Origin of the sequence: Pseudomonas sp. Irchel s3h17, from assembly GCF_900187505.1 — a bacterium.
Taxonomy (GTDB): Bacteria; Pseudomonadota; Gammaproteobacteria; order Pseudomonadales; family Pseudomonadaceae; genus Aquipseudomonas.
Window position 1 is genome coordinate 1 of sequence record NZ_FYDL01000022.1, and the last position, 22,178, is coordinate 22,178.

At 62.4% G+C, this 22,178-nt stretch carries 22 protein-coding genes; 13 read left to right on the forward strand and 9 right to left on the reverse strand.

All coding sequences use genetic code 11. The features are described 5' to 3' along the window. Positions 1-934 precede the first annotated feature (934 nt). Positions 935-3,559 (forward strand): EAL domain-containing protein, encoded by a 2,625-nt coding sequence (locus CKW25_RS23710; protein ID WP_095083104.1) that lies wholly within the window; start codon positions 935-937, stop codon positions 3,557-3,559. A 4-nt stretch (positions 3,560-3,563) separates the two neighbouring features. Here the strand turns inward: CKW25_RS23710 and CKW25_RS23715 are convergent, their stop codons facing one another. Beyond that, positions 3,564-4,310 carry an SDR family oxidoreductase gene (locus CKW25_RS23715; protein ID WP_095083106.1) on the reverse strand — a complete coding sequence of 249 codons (747 nt, stop codon included), beginning with the start codon at positions 4,308-4,310 and terminating at the stop codon, positions 3,564-3,566. A 250-nt stretch (positions 4,311-4,560) separates the two neighbouring features. Next, the gene (locus tag CKW25_RS23720) at positions 4,561-5,502 is read right to left on the reverse strand and encodes a class I SAM-dependent methyltransferase (protein ID WP_095083108.1); all 942 of its coding nucleotides are present in this window, start codon (positions 5,500-5,502) and stop codon (positions 4,561-4,563) included. 351 nt (positions 5,503-5,853) lie between these two features. Here CKW25_RS23720 and CKW25_RS23725 point away from each other — a divergent pair, with 351 nt between their 5' ends. From CKW25_RS23725 to thpR, 3 genes are read left to right on the forward strand one after another with little or no spacing between them, the layout of a single operon-like run. Continuing rightward, positions 5,854-6,399 (forward strand): cytochrome b, encoded by a 546-nt coding sequence (locus CKW25_RS23725; protein WP_095083110.1) that lies wholly within the window; start codon positions 5,854-5,856, stop codon positions 6,397-6,399. A 25-nt stretch (positions 6,400-6,424) separates the two neighbouring features. After that, positions 6,425-6,997, forward strand: coding sequence for a YceI family protein (locus tag CKW25_RS23730; RefSeq protein WP_095083112.1), 573 nt, complete (start codon positions 6,425-6,427; stop codon positions 6,995-6,997). Positions 6,998-7,025: 28 nt separating this feature from the next. Then, positions 7,026-7,571 carry an RNA 2',3'-cyclic phosphodiesterase gene (gene thpR / locus CKW25_RS23735; protein ID WP_095083114.1) on the forward strand — a complete coding sequence of 182 codons (546 nt, stop codon included), beginning with the start codon at positions 7,026-7,028 and terminating at the stop codon, positions 7,569-7,571. 22 nt (positions 7,572-7,593) lie between these two features. Here thpR and CKW25_RS23740 read toward each other — a convergent pair whose 3' ends face one another. Further along, the gene (locus CKW25_RS23740) at positions 7,594-8,547 is read right to left on the reverse strand and encodes a LysR substrate-binding domain-containing protein (protein WP_095083203.1); all 954 of its coding nucleotides are present in this window, start codon (positions 8,545-8,547) and stop codon (positions 7,594-7,596) included. 187 nt (positions 8,548-8,734) lie between these two features. Here CKW25_RS23740 and CKW25_RS23745 point away from each other — a divergent pair, with 187 nt between their 5' ends. After that, the gene (locus CKW25_RS23745) at positions 8,735-9,856 is read left to right on the forward strand and encodes a M20 aminoacylase family protein (RefSeq protein ID WP_095083204.1); all 1,122 of its coding nucleotides are present in this window, start codon (positions 8,735-8,737) and stop codon (positions 9,854-9,856) included. Between the two features lie 78 nt (positions 9,857-9,934). After that, positions 9,935-10,723, forward strand: coding sequence for an ABC transporter substrate-binding protein (locus tag CKW25_RS23750; RefSeq protein ID WP_095083116.1), 789 nt, complete (start codon positions 9,935-9,937; stop codon positions 10,721-10,723). A 33-nt stretch (positions 10,724-10,756) separates the two neighbouring features. On the opposite strand, the gene CKW25_RS23755 is transcribed toward CKW25_RS23750, so the two are convergent. Next, complete coding sequence (locus tag CKW25_RS23755; protein ID WP_095083118.1) at positions 10,757-11,203, reverse strand: cupin domain-containing protein; 447 nt, start codon at positions 11,201-11,203, stop codon at positions 10,757-10,759. A gap of 195 nt (positions 11,204-11,398) precedes the next feature. On the opposite strand from CKW25_RS23755, the gene CKW25_RS23760 reads away from it, so the two are divergent. Continuing rightward, positions 11,399-12,310: a pyridoxal-phosphate dependent enzyme gene (locus CKW25_RS23760; protein WP_095083120.1), complete on the forward strand. Its 912-nt coding sequence runs from the start codon at positions 11,399-11,401 to the stop codon at positions 12,308-12,310. A 64-nt stretch (positions 12,311-12,374) separates the two neighbouring features. Here the strand turns inward: CKW25_RS23760 and ppnN are convergent, their stop codons facing one another. Both ppnN and CKW25_RS26730 read right to left on the reverse strand, forming a co-directional pair. Continuing rightward, positions 12,375-13,748 carry a nucleotide 5'-monophosphate nucleosidase PpnN gene (gene ppnN / locus CKW25_RS23765; protein WP_095083122.1) on the reverse strand — a complete coding sequence of 458 codons (1,374 nt, stop codon included), beginning with the start codon at positions 13,746-13,748 and terminating at the stop codon, positions 12,375-12,377. Between the two features lie 102 nt (positions 13,749-13,850). Then, positions 13,851-13,997 (reverse strand): hypothetical protein, encoded by a 147-nt coding sequence (locus CKW25_RS26730; RefSeq protein ID WP_172736626.1) that lies wholly within the window; start codon positions 13,995-13,997, stop codon positions 13,851-13,853. Between CKW25_RS26730 and CKW25_RS23770 the strand changes: the two genes are divergently transcribed. Further along, positions 13,996-14,445: a thioesterase family protein gene (locus CKW25_RS23770; RefSeq protein ID WP_095083124.1), complete on the forward strand. Its 450-nt coding sequence runs from the start codon at positions 13,996-13,998 to the stop codon at positions 14,443-14,445. The two genes, CKW25_RS26730 and CKW25_RS23770, sit on opposite strands and share 2 nt — an antisense overlap. Positions 14,446-14,775: 330 nt before the next feature. Here the strand turns inward: CKW25_RS23770 and CKW25_RS23775 are convergent, their stop codons facing one another. Together CKW25_RS23775 and CKW25_RS23780 are read right to left on the reverse strand one after the other, a co-directional pair. Continuing rightward, positions 14,776-15,177: a hypothetical protein gene (locus CKW25_RS23775; RefSeq protein ID WP_095083126.1), complete on the reverse strand. Its 402-nt coding sequence runs from the start codon at positions 15,175-15,177 to the stop codon at positions 14,776-14,778. A gap of 47 nt (positions 15,178-15,224) precedes the next feature. Beyond that, on the reverse strand, positions 15,225-15,938 hold the full coding sequence (locus CKW25_RS23780; RefSeq protein WP_095083128.1) for a murein L,D-transpeptidase catalytic domain family protein: 714 nt from the start codon (positions 15,936-15,938) through the stop codon (positions 15,225-15,227). Positions 15,939-16,084: 146 nt separating this feature from the next. Between CKW25_RS23780 and CKW25_RS23785 the strand changes: the two genes are divergently transcribed. The 5 genes from CKW25_RS23785 (at position 16,085) to CKW25_RS23805 (ending at position 20,845) form a co-directional block, all read left to right on the forward strand. Further along, complete coding sequence (locus tag CKW25_RS23785; protein ID WP_095083130.1) at positions 16,085-17,656, forward strand: murein L,D-transpeptidase; 1,572 nt, start codon at positions 16,085-16,087, stop codon at positions 17,654-17,656. Positions 17,657-18,009: 353 nt separating this feature from the next. Further along, positions 18,010-18,708 (forward strand): AzlC family ABC transporter permease, encoded by a 699-nt coding sequence (locus CKW25_RS23790; protein ID WP_095083132.1) that lies wholly within the window; start codon positions 18,010-18,012, stop codon positions 18,706-18,708. Then, a complete protein-coding gene (locus CKW25_RS23795; protein WP_172736630.1) occupies positions 18,708-19,019 on the forward strand; it encodes an AzlD domain-containing protein in 312 nt (103 codons plus the stop codon). The genes CKW25_RS23790 and CKW25_RS23795 overlap by 1 nt, the downstream gene beginning before the upstream one ends. Positions 19,020-19,129: 110 nt before the next feature. Beyond that, positions 19,130-19,879: a tellurite resistance TerB family protein gene (locus CKW25_RS23800; protein ID WP_095083136.1), complete on the forward strand. Its 750-nt coding sequence runs from the start codon at positions 19,130-19,132 to the stop codon at positions 19,877-19,879. 180 nt (positions 19,880-20,059) lie between these two features. Further along, positions 20,060-20,845 carry a sulfite exporter TauE/SafE family protein gene (locus CKW25_RS23805; RefSeq protein ID WP_095083138.1) on the forward strand — a complete coding sequence of 262 codons (786 nt, stop codon included), beginning with the start codon at positions 20,060-20,062 and terminating at the stop codon, positions 20,843-20,845. Here CKW25_RS23805 and ampC read toward each other — a convergent pair. Beyond that, on the reverse strand, positions 20,842-22,014 hold the full coding sequence (gene ampC, locus CKW25_RS23810) for a class C beta-lactamase (protein ID WP_095083140.1): 1,173 nt from the start codon (positions 22,012-22,014) through the stop codon (positions 20,842-20,844). The genes CKW25_RS23805 and ampC overlap by 4 nt on opposite strands. Positions 22,015-22,178: the final 164 nt, after the last annotated feature.

The following is a 22,178-nucleotide window of genomic DNA, read 5'->3' on the forward strand; positions in this document are numbered from 1 at the left end:
TGAACAGGGCCGGCAGGTCGAGCACGCGGTTGAAGTCGATGGCCGGGTCGTGGCTGGCCAGGTCCAGGGTCAGCTTGAAGGGTCGGGACAGGCCCTCTTCCAGCTCGAACTCGACCACCTCGAAGGCATCGCCTTGCAGGGGCTCGAAGGTGAAGCGCAGGTCGCTTTGACGGGGCATGGGGACTCCTTGTCGAGTGGCCGGCGTTCGTCGGTCAGCCAGCGCTCGTCAACGTTTTCGAGGGGAAGGTGTGATCGATGTTGCCGCAGACCACCACTTTAAGCAGGTCTGATTTCTAGCCTCAATAGGCTGTAAAAAATCAGGAAATGTCCTACTGCGCATCTGGCTGTATCTGGCAGAACAGGTGGGGCGGAAGGGGCGACCGGTTTGTTTCAGGTGCCCAGGCAATGCCCGTGCGACCCCGTAGCGGACAGCATGGTGGGCAAGTACCGGGCTTGAGTGCCTGTGGCACTTTTTCCGGTCAAAAAAAGAGCCTCAAAGCTCTTTGATGGGGAGGAAGTAGAGCCCAGAGGCTCAAGATGCACGTGGAACCAGTGGCGAGCTTGATTGGGGTTCAGAACACTCGCCACTCACGCAACGGCTGGAGCACTCAAGCCATTGCGTAAAGTTATCGTAGAAAGATGGGGCGGCGGGCTCAAGTACCGCTAGTCGTATGCAGCGCAGGTATTTCCTCGGGCTGACGAGCTGCCTGACTATTTCCGATAGGGCCATCATTTCGCGACTATCCTGTGATTTTGCACCGGCAGAACGGTGCCGTCGTTGTCGTACAAAAGTGAATAAACCCCACTGTTCACTATCAGAAAACCGTATTTAGCGTTACTGCGATCAAGGACTCCTTCCAGTTCCGAGGGTTCCTATGGCGCCCCACCTGCAGTCAGGGATGCGGGTCAGTGGTGGCTTGAACAAGTGACAGCAATGGACACCAGAGTCAGGCTGGCAAGTGCCCGGGATGCGCAAGACTTTTTCGTGCAGACCCTGGAACAGGCAGTGGATGCGGTGGTGGTCATTGATGACCTGAACAACGTAGTGTTTTTCAATGCCGCGGCCGAGCGCTTTTGGGGCTGTCCTCGCCTGGACGTGCTGGGCAGCAATGTCAGTTCGCTGGTGCCCGAGGCCATACGCGCCCACCACGATGGTTATGTCAGCGCGAACCGCGAGACCGGGGTCAACAAGATCGTCGGGGTCAGCCGCGATGTGCGCATCGCGCGCCAGGATGGTGAAGAGCGCTGGGGCGCCATGTCCATCTCGAAGATCACCTTGCCGGACCGGATCCTGTATGCCGCTTTCCTCAAGGACATTACCCAGGCACGGTTGAAAGATATCGAGCACCGCTTGCTGTCGATGTCGGTCAATGTCACCAGTTCGGCCACCTGCATCGTCGACGCCGATACGCGCCTGATCTATGTCAATGACGGGCTCGTGCAATTGCTGGGATATGGACGCGAGGAGGTGATCGGGCATTCGCCCATGATGTTCTTTGTTGCCGACGGTCTGGCTGACGCCTCTGCGCATACGGCGCTGGAAGGGGTGCTGCTGGGGCAGTCCAGCGAAGCCAGTGCGCTGATCCGCAAGCGCAACGGCCAACGGTTGTGGGTGCATGTTTCGTCCACCCCGGTGTTCGATGCCCAAGGCAAGGTCGACAACATCGTGATCGTACTGACCGACATTACCCGCTCAAAGTTGCACGAGGTACTACAGGAAAAAGTCATCGGGGCGTTGTTGAAAGAGGAACCGCTCGAAGACGTGTTGACCCTGCTGTGCCAGGAGATTGAGCGCATTGCGCCTGAAGTCATCGTCTCGATCCTGAGCGTGGACCCGGACGGGATCCTGCACCCGCTGGCCGGTCCTGGCTTGCCGACGGATTACTCCAGGGCAATCGAAGGCTTGTCCATAGGCCCCGTGGCCGGGTCGTGCGGTACGGCGGCCTATCGCGGCGAGCCGGTGCTGGTCACCGACATCAATCATGACCCGCTGTGGGTGCAATACCGGCCGCTGGCCGAACAGGCAGGGTTGCGCGCGTGCTGGTCGATTCCCGTGCGCAATGGCGCCGGACGGGTGGCGGCGACCTTTGCGCTGTACTTCAGGGAATGCCGCGCACCGGATCCGCTGCATGCGCACCTGGTCACGGCCGGGACGCACCTGTGCATGCTGGCGCTGGAGCGTGAAGAGGCCCGGCAATCCATTCGCCGGATGGCCTTCTACGATGCCTTGACCGGCCTGCCCAATCGCGACTTCCTGCTGGCTCAAGCGCAACGCTGCCTGGTCGAGGTGGAGCAGGAACAGGCCGAGCTTGCGGTGCTGTTTATCGATCTGGATCGCTTCAAGCAGGTCAACGATGCCCTGGGGCATGCCGCCGGCGACGAGTTGCTGCAAGTCATGGCGCAACGCTTGCGCAGCGTGCTTCGGAAGTCGGACATCGCCGGGCGCTTGTCCGGCGATGAGTTCGTGCTGGTGCTGCCCAGGATCAATGCCACGCGGGTCACCGGCTTTCTTGAACGACTGAAAATAATCCTGGGTTTACCGGCCAGTATTGCCGGCACCTCCGTGGTGCTGTCGGCCAGTATCGGCATCAGCATGTTCCCCGGTGACGGGCAGGATATGGAGAGCCTGCTGCAGTGTGCCGATATCGCGATGTACCAGGCCAAGCGCACGGAACCTGGCAGCTTGCGCTTCTTTCTCGAGGAAATGAACCAGATTGCCCTGGGGCGCTTGATGCTGGAGACCGCGCTGCGTGATGCCCTGGCCAACGATGGGCTGGTGCTGGTGTATCAGCCACAAGTGGCATTGAAGACTGGGCGCCTGGTGGGCGTCGAGGCACTGGCGCGCTGGAACCATCCGACCCTGGGCAGTATCTCGCCCGATCGGTTCATCCCCCTGGCGGAGGAGTGCGGGTTGATCAACGACCTGAGCCAATGGGTCCTGAGGGTGGCTTGTGAGCACCTGGCGCAGTGGCGTCGACAAGGCGTGACGGTGCCTTCCCTGTCGATCAATCTGTCCCCGCTCAATTTCCAGAATCTGAACCTGGCGGGGCAGATCGCCCAGCAATTGCAGCGATGGGCGTTGCAGCCTGCCGATTTGTGCGTGGAAGTGACAGAGGGCGTGCTGCTGTCCAGCAGCCCGGGGCCGGAACAAACCCTGCGGGACCTGCATGCACTGGGTGTGCGCCTGGCCATCGATGACTTTGGCACGGGTTACTCCAGCCTGGGGTACCTGCGCCATCTGCCGATCAGTGAGCTGAAACTGGACAAGAGTTTTGTCGACGATCTGGAGCGCGATGGTTCCTGTCGTGCCTTGAGCGAATCGGTCATCGGCATTGGCAAGGGGCTGTGCCTGCTGGTGGTGGCCGAAGGTATCGAGCATGTCGTCCAGCGTGACATTCTCCAGGCCCAGGGGTATGAGGTCGGGCAGGGCAATCTGTTCTCTGCGCCGCTATCGTGCGAAGCGTTCCTGCAATGGGTGCTGGCGGGCGAGGCGCTGAATCAACCCGACTGCGTCGTCACCGCCAGCACCGGCATCGGGCCGCCCTCAACAGGAGCCTGAGCCGTCAGGCCTGGCTTTTCAGCCAGGTTTCGAAGCGGGTCGGTCCGATGATCGGTTGGTTCCCGGGTGTCAGGGACAAGTCATCGATCTGCGCACCGAAGTAATGGGCCTTATCGTCGGCGACGACCTGGCGCGGATCGTGATTGTGGTGCAGCCATACACGGGCAAACTCCACCAGCGGCCAGCGATCGGGACCGGCTACCTCCAGGGTCTGGTTGGCGGGTGCCTGCACGGCGATTTTCGCCAGTGCCGTCGCGACGTCACTCGAGGCGACCGGTTGCAGGTCGGCAGTGGTCAACCGGATGCAACTGCCTTCGCACCCGGATTGCGCAATGCTCTCGATGAACTCGAAAAACTGCGTGGCCCGCAACAGGGTGTAGGGGATACCCGAGTCCTTGATCAGTTGTTCCTGAGCCATCTTGGCCCGGAAATAACCACTGTCCAGCATCCGCTCGGTACCCACCACCGACAGCGCTACATGGTGCTGGATGCCGGCGGCGGCCTCGGCCTTGAGCAGGTTGCGTCCGGAGGTTTCAAAGAAGGCCAGGACGGCGACGTCCTCGAATGACGGTGAGTTCGATACGTCGACCACCACCTCGGCGCCGTGCAAGGCGGTTTGCAGTCCTTCTCCGGTGAGGGTGTTGACGCCGCGACTTGGCGATGCGGCCAGGGCTTCATGGCCCATCTCCTGCAGTTTGTTGCAGAGCGCTTTGCCGATCAGGCCCGTACCGCCGATAACGACGATTTTCATGTCCTGTCTCCAACCAGTGCCCGGCCGGGTATTCATGCCCCGCGCCGACGCCGTGCCGCTGGACAAGTGCAAGGGCTCTGCCTGCAGGTGCGGGGGCTGCAGTCGAGTGAACAGCATCTACTCAATGTAAGCACTATCCAGCAGCCATTCCCATGGGCCGATAGACGGTGGCCTTCCGTTGGGCATGCTGATCGGCCCATCGTCAGCCGGGACGGGCTTTTCAGTGTTTCGACGGCGGTGCTTTGCGTGCTTACTCTGCCAGGGTGAACACCAGGGCCTTCAAGCCGCTTTGCACGTCGGTATCGGGAAACTCCGGCGGGTTTTCCAGGCGTTGTGCAAAGTGCAGGGCGGGGGCCTCGCGGGTGACGCCGTCGATCAGGAAGTCCGGACCGAAGGCCGGGTCGTTCATGCAGGCCAGTACCGTGCCCCGGGGACTGAGCAGTTCCGGCAGGCGGCGCAGTACGCGCTGGTAGTCCTTGGTCAGCAGGAAGCTGCCTTTCTGAAAGGACGGCGGGTCGATGATCACCAGGTCGTAAGGCCCGTTGTTGATGACCTTGCCCCAGGACTTGAACAGGTCGTGACCGAGAAAGCTCACTTTGCCCAGGTCATGCCCGTTGAGCCGATGGTTGTCACGGCCCCGGCTCAGGGCAGCGCGGGACATGTCCAGGTTGACCACATGCTCGGCGCCGCCTTCGATGGCCGCCACGGAAAAGCCGCAGGTGTAGGCGAACAGGTTCAGGACCCGTTTGCCCTGGGCATTGGCCTTGACCCAATTGCGCCCGTAACGCATGTCCAGGAACAGTCCGTTGTTCTGCTTTTTGCCCAGGTCAATCCGGTAGCGCAGGCCGCCTTCGGTGAGCGTCCATTCCTCGACTTCCTGTCCCAGCAGCCATTCGGTGGTGCTTTGCGGCAGGTAGCGGTGTTGCAGCAGCAAGGAGTGGGCGCCGGACTGTTGCCATTCGGGCGACTGGCTGATCTGCAGCAGCAGCGCTTTGAGCGCCTCCAGCTGTTGCGGCTCGGGCTCCTTGAACAACGCGACCAGCACGATGCCTTGCATCCAGTCGACGGTCAGTTGCTCCAGTCCTGGCCAGCAGCGACCCCGGCCGTGAAACAGGCGACGGGTTTCATTGGGTATCGCTGCCAGGGCCGTCAACAAGTGGTTGTGCAGGGTGGCGAGGGCGTCAGGGTTCATCGAGCAGGGGCCAGCAATGTGAGAGGGCGGCATTTTAACCACAATACCGGGGGCAAGGCCTAATGCCGGTCAGTTAAGAGAAATAAAGCCGAACACGAAACCTGTGGCGAGGGAGCTTGCTCCCGCTGGGCTGCGTAGCAGCCCCAAAACAGGGCCGCTTTGCGCCCCAGCGGGAGCAAGCTCCCTCGCCACGGGTTCTATGTTCGGCTGGTCTTTGGCTTAACTGATCGGCATTAGGGGCAAGGCCTGCTTATTGGATTTGCACAGGCACCGGTACGGATCAACAATGTAGCGAACCTCCTCAGGCAGTGTCGTTGCATCGGGCACCGCGTCGGTCGTCACGGAGCGCTCATGAATGATCGATATACCCGCACGGCGATTTATCTGCATTGGCTGGTGGCGCTGGGGCTGATCGGTACCTTTGCGCTGGGCCTCTACATGCCCGACCTTGCCCTGTCACCCACCAAGCTGAAGCTGTACGCGTGGCACAAATGGGCCGGGGTAACCCTGTTCCTGCTGGTGCTGATCAGGCTGGGCTGGCGCTTGAGCCATCCCGCGCCACCGTTGCCCGCCACGGTGGCCCCGGTGTGGCGGTGGATGTCCCATGTCAATCATGGGTTGATGTACGGGTTGATGCTCGTCATTCCACTGAGCGGCTGGTTGATGAGTTCAGCCCTGGGCTTCCAGACCTCCTGGTTCGGCGTCCTGCCGTTACCCGACTTGCTGGCCAGGGACGTCGGGCTGGGGGAGCGCCTCATAGTGTTGCACCAGGCACTGAATTACCTGTTGCTGGCGCTGGTGCTCATCCATACCGGTGCTGCGCTCAAGCATCATTTCGTTGACCGTGATGAGGTGCTTGAGCGCATGCTGCCCCGACGACAAAAACCTCACCCATGAGCCCGCTCACCCTTTGGAGCCACCCATGAGCGATCGAGTTGTGCGCGCAAGTGCCTGGTTGGTCATGCTGGCCTTCGCGGTGCCGATCGGTGCCGACGCGGCCCGGTACCAGCAGGTGAATGCGACCGCCAGCCAGATCACCTTCACCTACCACCAGATGGGGTCGCGAGTGTACGGCACCTTCAGCAGGTTCGAGGCGACCATCGACTTCGACTCGGCGAACCCGGCGGCGGCTCGTGCAGCGCTGACCATTGATCTGGACAGCATCGATGTCGGCAACCGTGACGCCAACAGCGAACTGAAAAAAACGGGCTGGTTCAACACGGCCGTCTACCCGCAGGCCCGGTTTGTCTCGAACCGGGTGACGGCGCTGGGCAATAACCGTTACCAGGTCGAAGGGTTACTGACGCTCAAGGGCTTGACCCGAGGGGTGGGCGCTCAGATCACCTTGAAGCCGGAGAGCGCCATTGGCATTTTTGATGGCAACTTCATCCTCAAGCGCGCCGACTTTGATATTGGCGAGGGTGAGTGGGCGGATTTCGGGGTGGTCTCCAACGAGATCAACATCCGCTTTCGCGTGGTTGTCCCCGAGCAGTAACCAGCGTGGAAGCCTCGAGGTCGTGGACATGAACAACGGACCTGATGAACAACGCGAACCCTTCAAGCGTTTGTTTTTCGCCTTGCCTTGTGCGCTAGCGCAGCGCCGGGCGATCGCCCAATGGCGCAGTGCCCTGAGGCAATCTCTTGGGCGGCCGGTACCGGCCGAGAACTTTCACCTGACCCTGATGTTTCTGGGGGCTGTGCCGGTCCGGCAGATTCCGGCGATCTGCAGCGCGGCCGCGGCGGTTCGACCACCAGGCGAGCCGCTGAGGGTGGCCCTCGACCGCCTGGATGTCTGGCGCCGGGCCGGTATCCTGCTCCTCGCTCCGGAGCAGGCGTCGCGGCCATTGCTTGAGCTGGTGTATGCCTTGCAGCAAGCGATGCTGCCGCTCGGGCTGGAGGACGCGCCACGGGAGTTTCGCCCGCACCTGACCTTGATGCGTGATTACCGTGCGTCGGTTCCTGAGTCGGCGACGGCCCCGGATTTTCAGCTCAGCGCCAGGCACTTCGTGCTGTTCGAATCCCATAAAGGCCGTTATCGGGCATTGGCCCAATGGCCGCTGGAGGGGTGACCGGCGGCTGGGCGCCCGCGTTTCAGACCAACACACGCAGCGTCTGGAAAAGCGCCCGGTCTGCCTGTTTCGCGGAGCGGGCATGGCGTCGAATGACCTGCAACAGGCAATCGGTGAAGCACAGCGCCGGCTGGCTGAGTGCGCCATTGCGACGAGTGACGATGCTCAGTTGACGCGGCTCGAATTGCTCCTCCAGCTCCAGCGACACCAGGCGTCCGAGGAAGGGCGGGGCGGTGCTCAGCAGCGACGGCCCCCAGGTACACATGTCCGCCCGCTCCACCATCATTTGCAAAATCGCCAGTGAATGGGCGCGGACGATGCGTTTCTCGTCGATCTGCGCGTTGTGCTTCCAGAACAATTCCTGCATCAAGGCGTCGTGGCCGTCGGGTGCATAGTTCAGGGTCCAGTCCAGATCCAGCAGTTCGTGCAATGACCGTGCCCCTTGTCGCGGGTGGCCCTGGCGCACCAGCACCGAGGTCTGGTAGTCCAGCAGGGTTTCGCAGGCAAATTCCGTGGTCGCCTGGGTCGGGTGCAATTGGCCAATGGCGAAATCCATGCTGCCGTCACGCAGCAACGGCTGGGCCACCGCCATCAGGCTTTCGAACAGTTCCAGCTGAATGTCCGGCATGCGTGCGCGAAAGGCCAATACCACTTCCGGCAGGAAGGTCAGCGCGACCCAGGGCGTGACCCCGACGCAGAGCCGGCCCCGGGCCTTGCCGCGCAGATGATCGAGTTCGGTTTGCGCATGCTCCAGTTGCTTGAGCACCAGCCGGGCGTGGGTCAGCAGCACCTTGCCGTAATCGGTGAAACTCAGGCCGCTGGGGGTTCTGACGAACAGTGGCAGTTGCTGAGTGCTTTCCAGTTCACGCAAGGCCTTGGTGACGGCTGCCTGGGACACCTCCAGCGAGCGGGCGGCGGCGCGGATGCTGCCGGTTTCGGCACTGGCGACCAGCGCTTGTAATTGATGCAGCTTCATGCGCTCACCCTGATGACAACCCTGGGTTGTCATCATAACCAAACTGAGCCTCCCCAGCCGGTATTCCAGTGCCTAAGATCGACGCCAGCAATGTCGGTCAGGCTCTGGCCGCCGACTGAATCTACCGAGGAGTAGTGCCGTGGACGCGGGTCATGTTTTGCCGGGAATCGCTGCACAGCAAGAGGAAATGATCAGCCTGCGTCAACGCATACACGCCCATCCCGAGCTTGGGTTCGAGGAGTTCGCCACCAGTGCGCTGGTGGCGCAGTGCCTGAGCCGGTGGGGCTATGACGTCAGCACCGGCGTGGGCAAGACCGGCGTGGTTGCAACATTGCGCAATGGCGCGGGGCGCTCCATCGGGCTGCGCGCCGACATGGATGCACTGCCGATTCAGGAAGCCACCGGCTTGCCTTATGCCAGCCGGGTCGACGGTGTGATGCATGCCTGCGGCCACGATGGCCATACCGCCACCCTGCTGGCAGCAGCCAGGCACCTGGCCCACACCCGGGACTTCAATGGCACCGTGCAGCTGATTTTCCAACCGGCCGAAGAGGGCCTGGGTGGCGCAAGAACAATGCTCGAAGACGGGCTGCTCGAGCGCTTCCCCTGCGATGCGGTGTTTGCCATGCACAACGTGCCGGGCTATCCGGCGGGGCAACTGGGTTTCTACAGTGGCCCATTCATGGCCAGCGCCGATACGGTGACGATCAAGGTCATTGGCACGGGCGGCCATGGTGCGGTACCGCACAAGGCGGTCGACCCGGTGGTGGTCTGCGCATCGATCGTGATCGCCTTGCAAAGTATCGTCTCGCGCAACGTCAGCCCGCAGGAGATGGCGATTATCACCGTGGGTTCGATCCATGCCGGGAGCGCGTCGAATGTGATTCCCGAATCCGCCGAGATGAGCCTGAGCGTGCGCGCGCTGACCCCCGAGGTGCGCGGCTTGCTTGAACGGCGGATCACCGACCTGGTGCAGGGGCAGGCTGCCAGTTTCGGGGCGCGGGCCGACATCGACTACCAGCATTGTCATCCGGTGTTGATCAACGATCCCGAGCAGACCGCGTTCGCCCGCCAGGTCGCAGAAGACTGGCTGGGAGCGGGGCAGTTGATCGATGACCTGCGGCCCTTTACCGCCAGTGAAGACTTTGCGTTCATTCTGCAACAATGCCCCGGCAGTTACCTGGTGATCGGTAATGGTCAGGGCGACAGCGGCTGTTTGCTGCATAACCCCGGTTACGACTTCAACGATGCCTGCCTGCCGATAGGCGCGAGTTATTGGGTGAAGCTGGTGGAAGGTTTTCTGCGCTGAGGCGCAGTGGTTCAGGCAACCCGCCTGTACCCACGTATTGGCAACCCGGCTCGGCGAGCTCCCTGGAGGAAAATAACCATGAACAAGATGATTGCGGCGGTTTCACTGGTGTTGATCTCGGCATCCGGCCTGGCCGGTGCGGCCGACTGGTCCGGCAAAGTGTTGAGGCTGGCGGTTGACCCGACGTACCCACCGTTGGAATACAAAAACCAGGATGGCACGCTGACCGGTTTTGGCGTCGACATCGCCCACGCCCTGTGTGCAGAGCTGAAGGCCAAATGCGTCTGGGTTGAAAGCAGCTGGGACGGGATGATTCCGGGACTGCTGGCCCACAAGTTCGACGCCATTGCGTCGTCGATGACCGTCACCCCCAAGCGCCAGACCCGGATTGCCTTTACCGACAAAGTGTCCAACGCACCGGCCCGCCTGGTCATCAAACGTGGGGCGGACCTGCAGCCCAGCGTCGAGTCGCTCAAGGGCAAGCGCGTCGGCGTGGAGCAGGGCTCGACCCAGGAGGCCTTTGCCAAAGCCGTCTGGGGCACCCAGGGCGTGGAGGTCCTGTCCTATCAGAACCAGGACCAGGTCTATGCCGACCTGGTGGTAGGTCGGCTCGATGCTTCGCTGCAGGGCTCGATCCAGGCCAGCTACGGGTTTCTCAACAAGCCGGTGGGCAAGGACTACACCTTTGCCGGTGGCACCCTGGATCACCCCGAGTTCTTTGGCGTCGGTGATGGAATCGGTGTGCGCAAGGACGACCTCGAGTTGCGCGAGGACCTGAACAAGGCGCTGGCGACGATTCTGGCCAACGGCACGTACGCGCGGATCAACGACAAGTACTTCGATTTCGACGTCTACGGCGCGAAATGACGGTTGCTCCTGCACGGGCCGGTCGCCGCCTGTCTAATCATGTGCGGCCCACGGTAGAAAGGTAACGCCGAACTGCTCGGCAATCGCCAGGATCTGCGGCAGGTCCTCGGGCACCTTGAGTTGATCCAGGGCGGTGAACAGCTTGCCGCCCCTGGGATCGGAGACCACCCCGATGATCTTGGCGCGGGCGCTGAGGTTTTTGTAAGCGTGGATCGTGCCGGCCGGGATATGCACATAACCGCCGCGGGTCATGGTGGTGGAACAGCCATCCACGGTGATTTCGACCTGGCCGTCGATGACGTAGAAGGCTTCGTCCCAGGGGTGGAAATGCGGGGGCGGGCCGCCGCCCTGTACGCCTTCCTGGATATGCATTTCGAAGGGTTTGCTCAGGTCGCCCTCGGCGAGGATGGTGATGTTTTCGCCCACGACCTTGACGGGCGCCGGGGTCTGGTCGGCTTCGATGATGTGAACGGTGCGCATGACGGCTCTCCGGCGCGAGGATCAACGCATGTGAGTATAGGCACCCGGGGACTGCGGCCCTGGCAGTTCCCGCCGTGCGGTAATCGGCAGGCTCGCGTGGGTGAGGGCGGCGGAGGCTAGACTGAGGTGTACAGCGCATTTTCAGTCGGCACCGCTAGCGGGTTGCCGTCCATCCGGTCGTGTCGGGAGGCCCTAATGCTGCATATCAGAACACCCCTGGTGCTGCACCCGGGGCTGAGCACCGCGAGCCGGCGCATCTGGCTCAAGCTGGAAAACCTGCAACCCGGCGGCTCTTTCAAAATGCGCGGCATGGGCCTGCTGTGTACCGAGGCGACCTTGCAGGGCAAGCAGAAAGTGGTCTGCCCCTCCGGTGGCAATGCCGGCTATGCCACCGCTGTCGCAGCGGCGGCATTGGGCCTGGCGGCGATCATCATTGTGCCGGACACCACCCCTGAATCGACCCGGGCGCGCATTGCCAGGACCGGGGCCGAGGTGAGGGTGCACGGCAAGGTCTGGGACGAGGCCAATCAGTTGGCGCTGGAACTGGCCAGGGACGCCGATACCGAATACGTGCCGGCGTTCGACCACCCGACACTGTGGGAAGGGCACAGCACGATGGTCGATGAGATCCTTGAGGACTGCCCTCAGGTCGACACGGTGGTGCTGTCGGTCGGTGGTGGTGGCTTGCTGGCTGGCGTGCTCACCGGACTGATCCGCCACGCCCGGCTGGATTGCCGGATCATCGCCTGCGAAACCGAGGGCACGGCCTCATTCGCGGCGGCGCTCAAGGCCGGGCATCCGGTCAAGCTCGCCGGGATCAACAGTGTTGCCAGCTCACTGGGCGCATTGCAGGTGGCGCAGTGGCCGGTGCAGCACATCGGTCGGTTCCTGCACACCTGCGTGGTATTGCCGGATGCCGACGCCATCATGGGGGTCGTGCGTTATGCCGATGATTTGCGCCAATTGGTGGAACCGGCGTGCGGTGTTTCGCTGGCCGTGGCCTATCTGGACCACCCGGCCATTGCCGATGCCCACGATGTGGTGATCGTGGTCTGTGGCGGGGTGAGTATCAGTGCCCGGCAGGTGGCGCAGTGGGAGCAATCGTAAGGCGGGGGCTGGGGCCTGTGCAGACCCGGAACCTGGGTTCCGGGCCGGTCAGTCGAGGGTGCGCTTAACTGATGACCCGATAGCACGGGACATACGCGGCGCCACCTGGCAGCTTCATGCGGTGTTGGGCCACAAAGGCTTGCAGCAGTTTGTCCAGCGGCTGCATGACGGCCGCGTCGCCGTTGATCTCGTAAGGGCCATGTTCTTCGATCAGGCGAATGCCCTTGTCCTTGACGTTGCCGGCGACGATCCCGGAAAACGCACGGCGCAGGTTAGCCGCCAGTTCATGGGCGGGCAGGTCGTGGCGCAGTTGCAGGCCGGCCATGTTTTCGTGGGTGGGGTCGAACGGGCGCTGGAAGCCTTCGTCGATCTTCAGCAGCCAGTTGAAATGGAACGCATCGTTACGCTCGCGGCGGAACTGCTTGACCTCCTTGAGCCCCTGGACCATCTGCCGGGCGACCTCGGCCGGGTCGTCGATGATGATCTCGTAGTGACTCTGGGCCTCTTCACCCAGGGTGGCACCGACGAACGCGTGCAACTGCTGCAGGTAGGGTTCTGCGCTGCGCGGGCCGGTCAGGACGACCGGGAAGGGCAGGTCGCGGTTGTCCGGGTGCATCAGGATCCCGAGCAGGTAGAGGAACTCCTCGGCCGTGCCGGCGCCACCCGGGAAAATGATGATGCCGTGGCCGACACGCACGAAGGCCTCCAGGCGCTTCTCGATGTCGGGCAGGATCACCAGTTCGTTGACGATCGGGTTCGGCGCCTCGGCGGCAATGATGCCGGGCTCCGTCAGGCCCAGGTAGCGGCCGTTGATGATCCGTTGCTTGGCGTGGGAAATGGTGGCGCCCTTCATCGGGCCCTTCATGACCCCCGGCCCGCAACCGGTGCAGACGTCCAGGCTGCGCAGGCCGAGTTCGTGGCCGACCTTTTTGGTGTACTGGTATTCCTCGCTGCTGATCGAGTGACCGCCCCAGCACACGACAATCTTGGGTTCCACGCCGGGGCGCAGGGTACGGGCGTTGCGCAGCAGGTGGAATACGTAGTCGCTGATGCCTTGCGAGGAGTCGAGGTCGATGCGCTGGCTGTCCAGTTCGTTCTCGGTGTACACGATGTCACGCAGGGCGCTGAACAGCATTTCGCGGGTGCTGGCGATCATTTCGCCGTCGACGAAGGCGTCCGCCGGTGCGTTGAGCAACTCCAGGCGTACACCACGGTCTTGTTGATGAATGCGAATCTCGAAGTCCCGATAGGCTTCCAGGATGGTCTTGGCGTTGTCGACATGGGCGCCGGTATTGAGGATGGCCAGGGCGCATTGGCGAAAGAGAGAGTAGATGCTGCCTGAACCTGCGGCGCTCAATTGTTGAACTTCGCGTTGGGACAGTGTTTCCAGGCTGCCTTTGGGGCTCACCGAAGCATTGATTACTTGTCTTGCTGTCATTCTAAATTCCCTGAGAACGATGAGAGCGGGCCGACAGGCTCGATAACATCAGGATAGTCAGCGCCGAAGCGATCGTGCTGTCGCCATCTTCTAGGCGTGCGGTCATGAATGCAAATATCGCTGACCTGGAGCGTGGGCCATCAGCGCTTGCGGCTGCCCCATGATCGCAAATTGTCTGATAGCGCTGACGCTGTTTGCCCACGGCTGAACAACAGTGGCCAACTCTTTTCCCTTGATGAGAATCAGCATGGCCCGCCTGCACCTGGATTTCCCGCAGAACCCGTTTTTCTATGCCACCGCGTTGACTGTCCGGGTGACGGACGTCAACGCCGCCCATCACCTGGCCAACGACTCGATGATCTCGATGATTTCCGAGGCGCGTGCGCGGATGTTGTTTGAGTACGGGGTGAACATCGACGACATCATCGTGACGGACCTGGCGACGGTCTACCGCGCCGAAGCCCATGCCCGGGATCAGTTGCTGTTCGAGGTGGGGCTGATGGACCTGAACACGTATGGCGGCGACATCATCTTTCGCATCACCCGTCCGGCCGACGGCACGCTGATTGCCCTGGCGAAATCGGGCTTTGTGTTTTTCGACTACCCGAGCCGCAAGGTCACCGCCATGCCGGCGGATTTCATTTCCAGGTTTCCCGAGGTCAATGTGCTGCTGGCCACTATGCACGGCACGCTGTGAATCATCGTGCCGAGGTCGATCACCGTGGCGAGGGAGCTTGCTCCCGCTGGGCTGCGCAGCGGCCCCAGCAAGGCCACGTGTTCCGTCAGAAAGACAGTGTCCATCACTTTAAGGGCCGCTTCGCTTCCTGAGCGGGAGCAAGCGCCCTCGCCACGAAGATGGCGGTGCCTGAGCTACCGGGGCGGGCGCTCCATACCCCGAGCCGCAACGTCATCGCCATGCTGGCCGATTTCGATGGAGCGGGTGAGAACCCGGGTGTGGAGCAAGGTGAAAACTGGCAGCTGAATCCAAGGGCACCACCCGAAAGAGTGGGGTGCTTGTTGCACCGGCTCAGGCATCGCGCAACAGGTCGTGTGCGTTGAGCAGTTCGTAGGCAATTTCCGGGTGGTTTTCCAGGCCACGCCGAATGGCGGCGGGGATGGTCTGGCGAGTCTTGCGACACAACCCGGGCAGCTCCAGCAGCCGAATGCCGATGCCGCGCATGCTGCGCACTTCATGGAAGCTGGGGGTGATTTCCACGCGAATGCCCAGTTGCTCGTGCATCCGCTGCTGCAGGCGCTGCAGATCGGTCAGGCTCTGCAGGTTTTCCAGACGTTCGAGCAGGCGCTTTTCCTCATGCCGGGTCAGTTGCAGGATGCGCGCATCAGTGCCGGCTGATTCCAGCAACTGGTCACGCCCGCAATCGCAGGCACCGGGTGGGCAGGGTGAGCGAATCGGCAAAGTGGCTGTCATGGTCTCCCTTTGGAAAATCGCCTGTGCGGAGCCTTTCAGGTGACCGGCTAGCCTTTGTTGTTGGCAAGGATGCTGGCCACCTGGCGCGGCTGGCAGTTGAGATAGGGCGATGACTTCAACCAGCGCTGGTCCGGATACCAGGAAAACATGAACTGGCCGTCCTTGAGTTTGTCGATCACCTGGCGTGCCACCTGTGGCCGTACCGCCGGGCAGCCCTGACTGCGGCCGATGCGGCCCTGGCGTTCGCTCCACAACGGGCTGACGTAGTCCGCGGCATGAATCACGATCGCCCGATCACGGGCCAGGTCATTGAAACCGGGCTCCAGGCCATCCATGCGCAGGGAGTAGCCGTGGGCGCCCTGATAACTTTCCTGAGTGCGAAACAGCCCCAGGCTGGACTGGTAGCTGCCCACGCGGTTGGAGAATTGGGTGGCAAAGTTTTCGCCGGACATTTGCCCGTGGGCCACCAGGTCGCGCAGCACCAGGGCTTTCTTGCGCAGGTCGAAGATCCACAGGCGTCGCGCCGTGGACGGCTGCGAGTAATCGATCACGGCCAGGTGCTCGGCCCGCCGGGCGCCATTGTTGACCGCGCACTGCATGGCGCTCAGGGCACTTTTTAGCGCTTGGGGATTGAGTTCCGGCGCCGCGTGCGCGAGGCTGTTATACAACGCCTGATGAGTGGTGCTGGCGGCGAGCGCCGGACTGCAGAGGGCGCCAAGGGTGGTGACTGCCAGACAGATCCGGCGCAAAAAAGTCAGCATGGGTAGAGAGTCCTCATTGTTTCTGTTGGCTCCCGACTTCCTGTCGCTCCCCGGGCAGGTCCGTTTACGGACTCGCCTGACGCTCGCCGCACCTGCCGCAGAGGTCGACCGTCAAAACCAGACGGCCATGGATTGGAGTAAAGCAGTTGTTCAAAAAGCACGCATGTTACTTGAGCCTTTATCTGCTCGCTGTGCCGTTGGTCGCGACTGCCCAGAATGAGCTCGCTGATCACGCCGCGCCGCTGCCATTGGCGCTGACCCAGTTAGCGGTGGATTGCCCGGGCCTGAAAATGCGCCCGGATGCTTCGGCGCTGGCGTTGGTGCAGGCGTTTTACCAGCAGCAAGACCAGGCCCCGGTGTGGTCGGGCGACGAGCGCTTGCCGGCTCTGCAGGCGCAGTTGGCGCAGTTGGTCGATGACGGCCTGGACCCTCACCGCTATAGCCTGCCCAAGGAAGAGGCGGTGGGTGGCCCGCTGTGTACCGATATCGGCATCAGCCTGCGTTACCTGCAAGCCCTGCGGGAACTGCGTTACGGGCGCTTGCAGCAAAGCCGTTTCGAACCGATGTGGCGTGCCCAGCCATCCCAGCTGGATCGCAATACCGAACTGCTGGCCATTGCCGGATCCGGCTTGCAGGACATGGCGGCGGCCTTTGACGCCGCCCGCCCGGGCCTTGAGCAATACCGCAGCCTGCGCGAGGTCTACTCCCTGCAGCGTCAGCAATTGCTGCCCCATTGGCCGGTAGTGGCCAGCGGGCCTCTATTGCGTCCCGGCATGCAGGATGCACGCATACCTGGACTGGCTCAGCGGCTGTTCAGCGAGGGCTACTTGCCCTACATGCCGGTGCTGGTCGGCACGGATTACACCGCTGAGTTGGCCGGCGCGGTAAAAAGTTTCCAGCTCAGCCATTCGCTGCAAGCCGATGGCGTTATCGGGCCGGGCACCTTGACCGAATTGAACATCAGCTCGCAGGTGCGACGTGAACAGCTGCGCATCAACCTCGAGCGTTTTCGCTGGCTGGCCCAGGACATGGAGCCCGACAGCCTGCTGGTCAACGTGGCCGCCGCCCAGTTGACCGTGTTCCAGGACGGTGTCCCGGTCTGGCAGACCCGTACCCAGGTCGGGCGTGCCGAGCGCCAGACCCCGTTGTTGAAGTCCCACGTCACACGCCTGACGCTGAACCCGACCTGGACGGTGCCGCCGACCATCATGCGTGAAGACAAGCTGCCGGAAATTCGTCGCGACCAGGCATTTCTCAGCCGGCAGAACCTGCGGGTGCTCGACCGTGACGGCAATCCGCTGGCAGCGGAGGAAGTCGACTGGGACAACCCGGGTAACATCCTCCTGCGCCAGGACGCCGGGCCGAGAAATCCGCTGGGGCAGATGGCCGTGCGCTTCCCCAATCCGTTTTCCGTGTACTTGCACGACACCCCTAGCCAGGCGCTGTTCCAGAAAGGGCCACGGGCCTTCAGCTCAGGTTGCGTGCGGGTCGAGCATGCCATGCAGCTACGCGACCTGCTGTTGAACCCGGCGGAACGCCTGCGCACCACCGAGCTGCTGGCCACCGGGCGCACGCACGAATTCAGGTTGTCGGTGCCCATGCCGATCCTGCTCAGCTACTGGACCGTGCAAGCCGACGACCATGGCCGATTGCTGTATGCCCCGGATATCTATAGTCACGACCCTGTGTTGGTGACCGCGATGAGCAATACGCTTTGAGCCCCAGGGTCTGTTGACGTTTGGTGACGAACCGCGTTGCGATGCCAACGTGCGCGAGGCAAGGCGCGGGATGCCGCCAATGGTTGTTCCCTTGGCAAATCCCGCAACGCAGCCTCGCGCACGTTGGCGCGCAACCCGAAGGGACGGGGTCCATTTGGCGCAGGGCTGCGTTGCTCGGAACTTATCTGGAACAACCAGACTGCGTTCCTCGCGCCTTGCCCTGCGCCAAATGGGCCGCCGTCGCGGTCGTCACCAAACGTCAACAGACCCTAGGTGCAACCGTGCAAGATTGTTCAAGACACGCGGTCGTTTGGCTGACACATTTGCCAACCCTTTCTTTGTTGTAGAGCGCTATGTCTGACACGTTATTGCCGCGCAGTGCCTTTCTGCGCGGAGCCGTTGCCGTCATGCCCTTGTCCCTGGCGACCGCGCCCTGGGGCTTGCTGGCGGGTTCCATGGCCATTGAGGCCAATCTCACGCCACTGCAGGGCCAGGGCCTGTCGAGCATCGTCTTTGCCGGTGCCGCGCAGTTGGTGGCGATTGGCATGCTCAAGGGAGGGGCCGGGACTTTCTCGATTCTGCTGACCACCTTGCTGCTGACCTCCCAGCACCTGCTGTACGGCATGAGCATGCGCCCCGTGGTGTCGCCACTGCCGGGCCGCTGGCGGGTCGGGCTGGGCTTTTTGCTCACCGACGAACTCTTCGCCCTGACCAGTCAATTCGACCAGCAGCAGTTCAACCGCTGGTATGCGCTAGGGGTCGGGCTGACGTTTTACGTGGCCTGGAACCTGTTCACCCTGGCCGGCATTGTGCTGGGCAGCAGCATTCCGGGGCTGGAACACCTGGGGCTGGACTTCTCCATCGCCGCCACCTTTATCGCCTTGATCACCCCGGTGGTGCGCAATATCCCGACGGTGGTGTGCGTGGCGGTCTCGTTGTTCTGTTCGGTGCTGTTCAACTACTGGCAAGTGGGGTCGGCGCTGGTGCTGGCCGGGTTGCTGGGGATGACTGCCGGGTTTGTCTGCAACAAGCTTTATGGAGCACGCACATGATGGTCTGGGCGGTTATTTTCGGCATGGGGCTGCTGGTGTTTCTCAACCGCTACGTGTTCCTGGAACCACGCTTGCCGGTGCGCCTGAGCAGCAATGCGCGGCAGTTCCTCGGGTTCGCGGTGCCGGGGATGCTCACGGCGATCTGCGGGCCGATCGTGTTCATGCCGGACCACCAACTGAACCTGCAGTGGGACAATCCATACCTGCTCAGTTCGCTGGTGGCCATTGGCTTGGTGCTCTACACCCGCAGTACCTTGATCAGCATGTTGCTGAGCATGGCGTTCTTTTTCCTGCTGCGCTGGTGGTTGTGACCTGGGACCTCAGCGATTTGAGGGGGGTGTCGGTCGGACGGTCATGGCGCAATCGGCCGCGAGGACTATCGTTGCCTGACTGAGTTACTGCCTTCGAAGAGGACACCGTGATGAACACCAGCGATCTGCTTGAACAATTGTTGCGGGCCGGCCAGGGCTCGATGAACCAACAGGGCGGTGGTGCCCCGGCAGGGCAAGGCGGCCTGGGCGATCTGGGCGGACTGCTCGGCGGGTTGCTGGGCGGCGCCGCCGGCGGTGCTGGTTCCGGTGGGGCGGGGATGGGCGGGCTGGGTGGCTTGCTCGGTGGACTGGGCGGGATGCTGGGGGGCGCGGGCGGAAGTGCTGGCGGTTCAACCCAGGGCCGCCCGGGCGGGACCCACTATGCCGCGCTGGCGTCGCTGGGCATGCTGGCGTTCCAGGCCTACCAGAGCTGGCAACGGCAACAGGCATCGGCACCTCGACAGGCACCGCAGACCGTTGACCAGTTGCTGGGTGGGCCCGAAGTCGAAGACCACAGTCATGCGGTCCTGCGGGCATTGATTGCGGCGGCCAAGGCGGACGGTCGCATCGACCCGCAGGAACAGCAGATGATCAGCACCGAGATCGGTCGTCACACCGATGACCCGGACCTCCAGCAATGGCTCGATGAGGAAGTCGCCCGTCCACTGGATGCGGCCGATGTCGCGACCTCGGCGACCGACCCGGGCATCGCGGCGGAAATGTACCTGGCCAGTGTCATGCTGGTCGACGACCAGCAGGAGGCCGAACGTAGGTATCTTGACGAGTTGGCGGCGGCACTGAGCATCGACCCGCAATTGCAGGTGCATCTGGAGCAACAGGCCAGGGGCAGGGCGGTCTAGGGCCCAACCCGGTACTTCAGGCGGGGTCGTTGCCGACCCTTGTGGCATTGATCGAGGCAGGGAGCAGGGCGGGTCACCGGTTATAAAGTCAGATCATATTGGTATAAGTGGTTATAAGAAAAATCGCTATGCTGCTGCCAGCTTTTTCAGGTCGTCACGCTGGTTCGGTAAGGTATGGCAATGGACTTCGGTAATGTGGGATTTGTAGTTGCAGGCTTGCTTGTCGGGTTCATTGTCGGGATGACCGGAGTTGGCGGCGGATCGCTGATGACGCCGATTCTGCTGTGGTTCGGCATCAACCCTGCCACGGCTGTCGGCACCGACCTGCTCTATGCGGCGATTACCAAGTCCGGTGGTGTGCTGGTTCATCAGAAGAACCGCAATATCGACTGGAAAATTACCGGCTGGCTGACGGCGGGCAGCGTGCCTGCCGTGGCGCTGACCCTGTTGTTCCTCAAGTACTTGAACACCGATCCGCAAGCGACCAACGCGATCATCAAGCAGGCCCTGGGCTTTGTGCTGCTGTTGACGGCGCTGGCCATCTTCTTCAAGGGCCGGCTGCTGGCCTTCGCCCATAAACACGCGGGCGATCACTACCACCTGAGCGCCAGGAGCCTGAACCTGCTGACGGTCGGCACGGGGGCATTGCTCGGTGTGATGGTGGCGTTGACGTCCATCGGTGCCGGGGCCCTGGGCACGGTGGCGCTGTTCATCCTCTACCCGTTCCTGGCCACCAAGCGCCTGGTAGGCACCGAGATTGCCCACGCCGTACCGCTGACCCTGGTGGCGGGCCTGGGGCATGCGAGCATGGGCAACATGGATTGGCACCTGTTGGGGTTCCTGCTGATGGGCTCGTTGCCGGGGATCTACGTCGGCAGCCACTTGTCCGGGCGAATCTCCGATGGCGTACTGCGTCCTTGCCTGGCCACCATGCTGGTGTTCATCGGCTACAAGCTGGCGTTCTAATTCCGCGACTCCAGTGCACTGAGAATGTCGTGGGCGGCTTTTACCCTGAGTGCATTGGGGTAGTTCCGGTTCGCCAGGATCACAATGCCGATTTTCCGGCTGGGCACGAAGGCGATATAGGCGCCGAAACCACTGGTTGATCCGGTCTTGTTGATCAGCACATTGGCCTGCGGTGATTGCGCTGGCGTGAGCCAGGTGATTGCGTGCGCTTGCAGGGCCATGTCCAACGAGTTACCCGCCTGCAGTCGGTCCAGCGTGACCGGGTAGGGGTAGAGCTCCCATCCCAGGCCCTGGGTCATTTCGCCAGCGTTGTAGTAGCCGGTGTGGGTGGTGGCAATTGCCGCTTGCAGCGCAGGCTCCAGCCGTGCCGGGTCGATGTTCGCTTCGACGTAGCGAATCAGGTCCGCGGTGCTGGACTTCATGCCATAGGCTTCGGAGTCCAGGGCTCCGGGGCCAACCCGGACCGGTGCATTGGACTTGTCATAGCCCTGTGCGTAATGGCTCAGTTGGTCTTGCGGGACCTTGAGGTAGCTGTGCTTGAGGCCAAGTCTTGGCAGCAGGTCTTGCTCCATCACGTCATCGAAGGGTTTGCCCAGGCTGCGGGCCGCGAGATAGCCGAACAGCCCGATACTTGGATTCGAATACTGCCGGTGGCTGCCGACGGGGAAGCGTGGCGTCCACTGTTTGAAATACCCGAGCATGCGCTGCGCGTCGTCGGCGTCGGCCGGAAACTGCAAGGGCAGGCCGCCCGCGCTGTAGGTGCCGAGCTGCAGCAGGCTGACGCTGTCGAAGGTGCTGCCGCGCAATGCTGGCCAGTGCTTGCTCGCCGGATCACCCAGGGTCATCCGGCCGGTGGCCTGGGCGTAGGCACCCAGGGTCGCGGTGAAGGTTTTGCTGACGGACCCGAGCTCGAACAAGGTGTCATTGCCGACGGCTTGTCCTCTTTCCCGGGACGCCACTCCGTAATTGAAATAATGCACCTTGCCCTCCACCGTGACCGCGACGGCCATGCCGGGAATGTCCTGCTCCTGCATCACTGGCTTGAGGCTGGCATCCACCACGGCTTTGATCCGAGGGTCTTGTTCATCGGCGCTGGCAAAGTGGCTGGCACCGAACATCAGCAGGCAAGCGCTGAGCAGGCCCAGCCGGGTTGGAGGGGCGTTGTGCATGATTGAACCTGTATCCCTGAAGGTTGAAGAACTGCGCTGCTCCGGCAGAGCAAGCAGTGACGTCGAGAGGTGGCCAACTGTAGGTGGTTTATGGCGGGTCGCCAATCGATGGATGTAAGCGTTTATGTATGGCGTGCAGGGTGCCCCAGGACCCGACACGCCAG

What these genes read in the sequence shown, in the direction of transcription:
- CKW25_RS23710 (WP_095083104.1), top strand. Translation starts at nt 935, where the DNA reads ATGGACACCAGAGTCAGGCTGGCAAGTGCCCGGGATGCGCAAGACTTT.
- CKW25_RS23715 (WP_095083106.1), bottom strand. Translation starts at nt 4,310, where the DNA reads ATGAAAATCGTCGTTATCGGCGGTACGGGCCTGATCGGCAAAGCGCTC.
- CKW25_RS23720 (WP_095083108.1), bottom strand. Translation starts at nt 5,502, where the DNA reads ATGAACCCTGACGCCCTCGCCACCCTGCACAACCACTTGTTGACGGCC.
- CKW25_RS23725 (WP_095083110.1), top strand. Translation starts at nt 5,854, where the DNA reads ATGAATGATCGATATACCCGCACGGCGATTTATCTGCATTGGCTGGTG.
- CKW25_RS23730 (WP_095083112.1), top strand. Translation starts at nt 6,425, where the DNA reads ATGAGCGATCGAGTTGTGCGCGCAAGTGCCTGGTTGGTCATGCTGGCC.
- thpR (WP_095083114.1), top strand. Translation starts at nt 7,026, where the DNA reads ATGAACAACGGACCTGATGAACAACGCGAACCCTTCAAGCGTTTGTTT.
- CKW25_RS23740 (WP_095083203.1), bottom strand. Translation starts at nt 8,547, where the DNA reads ATGAAGCTGCATCAATTACAAGCGCTGGTCGCCAGTGCCGAAACCGGC.
- CKW25_RS23745 (WP_095083204.1), top strand. Translation starts at nt 8,735, where the DNA reads ATGATCAGCCTGCGTCAACGCATACACGCCCATCCCGAGCTTGGGTTC.
- CKW25_RS23750 (WP_095083116.1), top strand. Translation starts at nt 9,935, where the DNA reads ATGAACAAGATGATTGCGGCGGTTTCACTGGTGTTGATCTCGGCATCC.
- CKW25_RS23755 (WP_095083118.1), bottom strand. Translation starts at nt 11,203, where the DNA reads ATGCGCACCGTTCACATCATCGAAGCCGACCAGACCCCGGCGCCCGTC.
- CKW25_RS23760 (WP_095083120.1), top strand. Translation starts at nt 11,399, where the DNA reads ATGCTGCATATCAGAACACCCCTGGTGCTGCACCCGGGGCTGAGCACC.
- ppnN (WP_095083122.1), bottom strand. Translation starts at nt 13,748, where the DNA reads ATGACAGCAAGACAAGTAATCAATGCTTCGGTGAGCCCCAAAGGCAGC.
- CKW25_RS23770 (WP_095083124.1), top strand. Translation starts at nt 13,996, where the DNA reads ATGGCCCGCCTGCACCTGGATTTCCCGCAGAACCCGTTTTTCTATGCC.
- CKW25_RS26730 (WP_172736626.1), bottom strand. Translation starts at nt 13,997, where the DNA reads ATGCTGATTCTCATCAAGGGAAAAGAGTTGGCCACTGTTGTTCAGCCG.
- CKW25_RS23775 (WP_095083126.1), bottom strand. Translation starts at nt 15,177, where the DNA reads ATGACAGCCACTTTGCCGATTCGCTCACCCTGCCCACCCGGTGCCTGC.
- CKW25_RS23780 (WP_095083128.1), bottom strand. Translation starts at nt 15,938, where the DNA reads ATGCTGACTTTTTTGCGCCGGATCTGTCTGGCAGTCACCACCCTTGGC.
- CKW25_RS23790 (WP_095083132.1), top strand. Translation starts at nt 18,010, where the DNA reads ATGTCTGACACGTTATTGCCGCGCAGTGCCTTTCTGCGCGGAGCCGTT.
- CKW25_RS23795 (WP_172736630.1), top strand. Translation starts at nt 18,708, where the DNA reads ATGGTCTGGGCGGTTATTTTCGGCATGGGGCTGCTGGTGTTTCTCAAC.
- CKW25_RS23800 (WP_095083136.1), top strand. Translation starts at nt 19,130, where the DNA reads ATGAACACCAGCGATCTGCTTGAACAATTGTTGCGGGCCGGCCAGGGC.
- CKW25_RS23805 (WP_095083138.1), top strand. Translation starts at nt 20,060, where the DNA reads ATGGACTTCGGTAATGTGGGATTTGTAGTTGCAGGCTTGCTTGTCGGG.
- ampC (WP_095083140.1), bottom strand. Translation starts at nt 22,014, where the DNA reads ATGCACAACGCCCCTCCAACCCGGCTGGGCCTGCTCAGCGCTTGCCTG.